3 protein-coding genes and 1 pseudogene are annotated in these 3,930 nt (G+C 39.1%); 1 reads left to right on the forward strand and 3 read right to left on the reverse strand.

The genetic code is table 11. The annotated features are described in order from the left end of the window. Both ACGLXV_RS19970 and fdhA read right to left on the reverse strand, forming a co-directional pair. A partial coding sequence (locus ACGLXV_RS19970) for an aquaporin (protein WP_391560053.1) occupies positions 1 to 263 on the reverse strand: 263 nt, incomplete at its 3' end. 12 nt (positions 264 to 275) lie between these two features. After that, positions 276 to 1,490, reverse strand: a complete 1,215-nt coding sequence (fdhA, locus tag ACGLXV_RS19975) for a formaldehyde dehydrogenase, glutathione-independent (protein ID WP_391560054.1) — start codon at positions 1,488 to 1,490, stop codon at positions 276 to 278. Between the two features lie 274 nt (positions 1,491 to 1,764). Between fdhA and ACGLXV_RS19980 the strand changes: the two genes are divergently transcribed. Further along, positions 1,765 to 3,534, forward strand: coding sequence for a sigma-54-dependent Fis family transcriptional regulator (locus ACGLXV_RS19980; RefSeq protein ID WP_391560055.1), 1,770 nt, complete (start codon positions 1,765 to 1,767; stop codon positions 3,532 to 3,534). Between the two features lie 150 nt (positions 3,535 to 3,684). Here ACGLXV_RS19980 and ACGLXV_RS19985 read toward each other — a convergent pair. Further along, positions 3,685 to 3,930 (reverse strand): annotated as a pseudogene (locus tag ACGLXV_RS19985) (hypothetical protein); the annotation flags it as partial.

Raw genomic sequence — 3,930 nt, forward strand, 5'->3', positions numbered from 1 at the left:
GGAAAATGACCTGTTGAAGCTAGTGCGATTGTGACAGCTGGGTTAATGTGACAACCCGTTAATCTTCCTATTGAATAGATCATTGCCATAACAATAATCGCGAAGGCAAAGCTTATAACTCCAATATCAGCCAATGTTGTAGACTCGTTGTTATTAGCCGTAATCATTCCATTAAAAGCGGCTGTGCCAGGACCAATAAGAACTAATAAAGCAGTACCGATACCTTCACCAAAACATCGTTTGAACAGGCTGGGTGTCTCCATCAGCAGCCACCATTATTTTACAAGTCCATGAGGGTCAATTACATATTTTCTTGAAGCCCCTTTATCAAACTCTGCATAGCCCCTTGGCGCTTCATCTAAGGATATGACCGTTGCATTAACCGCTTTTGCAATCTGTGCTTTTCCACTTAAGATCGCTTGCATTAAGTCACGGTGGTATTGCATGACTGGTGTTTGACCTGTAACAAATGTATGTGCTTTCGCCCACCCTAATCCTAAACGAACTCTCAATGTACCAATTTTTGCATCCTCATCAACTCCACCTGGATCTCCTGTTACATATAGACCTGGAATCCCCAGTCGTCCCCCAGCACGAGTGACCTGCATAATGGAATTTAAAACAGTAGCCGGCGCTTCTGTCGCATTTGCACCATGTGCAGATGCTTCAAAGCCTACGCAATCTACTGCACAGTCAACCTCAGGACTGCCTAGAATTTGATCAATTTGCTCTCCCAAATCAGGGTGATTACGTAGATTGACTGTTTCACAACCAAAGCTTCTTGCTTGGGCAAGCCTTTCTTCATTTAAGTCCCCTACAATAACGGCAGCAGCACCTAATAGTTGTGCCGAATGGGCAGCTGCTAGCCCAACAGGACCTGCTCCCGCAATATATACAGTAGCTCCTGGCTTAACACCTGCGCTCACTGCCCCATGATAACCTGTTGGAAAAATATCAGATAGCATCGTTAAATCTCTAATTTTTTCCATCGCTTGATCTTTATCTGGAAATTTCAATAATTGGAAATCAGCATAGGGTACCATTACATATTCAGACTGACCTCCTACCCAGCCTCCCATATCTACATAACCATACGCTGAACCAGGACGATCAGGATTTACATTTTCACATATATGTGTGTTGCGCTCTTTACAGCTTCTGCATCGTCCACACGCAATATTAAACGGGACAGACACCAGATCCCCTTTTTTGATAAATTCCACATCACGACCAACTTCAATGACTTCTCCCGTTATTTCATGCCCAAGCACAAGTCCTGCGGGAGCAGTCGTTCTCCCTCTCACCATATGTTGGTCACTTCCACAAATATTTGTTGTTACTACCTTCAAGATAACACCGTGCTCACATTTACGTCCTACGTTTAAAGGATTTACTCCAGGACCATCTCTTAAAACTAAATCTGGATAACCAATATCCACTACCTCTACTTTACCTGGACCCATGTAAGCTACAGCTCTATTACCTGCCATCTTTTTTCCCCCTCCATAAAAATGAATATGAAACAGACAATTTATATTGATGCAATTATCGTGCCAATCTTCATTCCCTTTAAAATGGGGCTTTTTTAAAATGAAAAATAAACATGCTGTTCAGTACTTGAACAGTGACTGTCCTATTTTGATACATAAGCGAAATAAAATATTCATTACTTTCAAAATATTGGAATAATAGTATAATAAATATAAAGTACTGTTTTAACTTGTAAAATGGCTCTGAAAGAATTTAAGGGGGATAGGAATATTCATGTCATCCGTTAATCTTTTCAATCAAAGGAACATTATTGATCTTTCTTGGAAGCGGTGTCAAAGGTTCGGACTTTCACCCACCGGCCCCATTCAGGAGATTAAAATTACGGGCAAGAAATTAAAAGAGGTTCTAACAGAGAATGAGTATTTGATCAAACATACTACGGCCGTTTTAGATAAGCTTTATCCTACCATTCATTCAAGTGGACTTGTGACAGTGATCGCTGATGGTAATGGAACAATCATTCATAAAATAGGTAATCTCGATATGGATGAATCCTATGACTATTTTTCAATTGGCTCTAATTGGTCAGAGAAAGTGAAAGGTACCAATGCAATTGGACTTGCCATTTATGAGAAAAAAAACATTATCACCCACGCAGAACACCATTTCCATGTTAAAAATCACTTTCTCACATGTGCTGCAAGCCCCATATTTTCTCCAAGTGGTCAATTTATTGGAGCAGTTAATATTAGTGCTAGGAAAGAGTTATTTCATCCTTCGATGGTTTCGTTAGCAAGTATGATTGTAGAAGCTGTGCAAAATCGATTACTCATGGATCATGTAAACCGAGAAAAGCAACTAGCCTTAAAAGAATTGGGAATTACAGCAAACTTGAGTTCAACCCCACATCTCACACTCGATCATGAAAGAAGAATTATTCGTGCAAATAAACCCGCTCAAGCATTATTAGGAAGGGATTGTATTGGACAAGAGTTTCATATGAAAGGTGGATATTCGATCGATATCATCGACGATTATTCAAATAAAGTTTTTCGTTCTGTTGTTTCCTTACATAGTAATAACCATAAATCCTCCCAGGACAAAAGGCTTTATACACTATCTGATATTTTTGGCTCATGTGCAAAAATAGAAAATATAAGAAAAATGGTTAAGAAAGCTTCCCTATCCGAGTATCCTATCATCATTTATGGAGAAAGCGGAACAGGCAAGGAATTAATCGCCCAATCCTTACATACATCTGGCACACGGAAAATAAAACCATTCATTGCGATTAATTGCAGTGCCATCCCTGATAGTTTGATTGAAAGTGAATTATTTGGCTATGAACGTGGTGCTTTTACAGGGGCAAGGCGGGAAGGAGCTCCTGGTAAATTTGAAGCAGCTGACGGTGGAACGATATTCTTAGATGAAATTGGGGATATGTCTTTGAAGGCACAAGCAGCCTTACTTCGCGTGTTACAAGAAAAAACAGTAACCCGAATTGGTGGAGATTCAGTTAAAGTCATCGACACAAGAGTAATAGCTGCAACAAATAAAAATTTGCGCGAGGAAGTACTAGCAGGAAGATTTAGAGAGGATTTATACTATCGGTTGAGAGGAATTTTTATTACCCTCCCTCCCCTACGAGATAGAACGGACATCATTGAGCTGGCCGAACATTTAATAACAAAGCTAGATACCCCCTCTATTGGTTTATCGGAGGATGCGAAGCAAAAGCTACTTTCCTACCATTGGCCAGGTAATATACGAGAGCTTAAAAGTGTTCTTATGCAAGCATCGTTTTTTGCAGAAGATCATCAAATTAATGGTGAGGATTTACATTTTGAAGATGAGTTTGAACGTCAACCTTCTCATGGAACTTCTGAAGTCAACACTCCACTTTCACTGACAAACAATGAAAAAATGGCCATCCTACATACATTACATTCTGTAGAATGGAATATTTCGAAAGCGGCTAGCATCCTACAAATCAGTCGAAATACGCTATATCTAAAAATAAAAAAATATAAATTACAAAAGTAGACCATTTCCAGATTTAGGGCCTGACCCCGAGTGATGTAAAGCTTTAGTACACAGGGGTCAGGCTCCGGAAGCATTTCAGCACCAAAAATATCAGATTATCTAAAAGTACATTCAATATATTCCTATTTATGTACTGACTTTTTGAAAAACCTAAACTTTTTCTAAACTGTAAACTTCATAATTTAGGCTGTCTAATTTAGTAGTCCACCTTAACCCTGAAAGTTCAGGGAGCAAGTCACGATACGATCCCCAATTTAATATATGTATGTCTTGTAATTCCTTATCAGGTATATTATTTAGATTCTTAGAATTATAGGCTGGTTTATGAACATAAATCAAAAGCTTCTCTGCTAAATCAATCTCTTTAGACCATTGGGCTTCATTCGGTACCCTTTC

It is taken from the genome of Robertmurraya sp., assembly GCF_036676585.1.
GTDB lineage: Bacteria > Bacillota > Bacilli > Bacillales > Cytobacillaceae > Robertmurraya_A.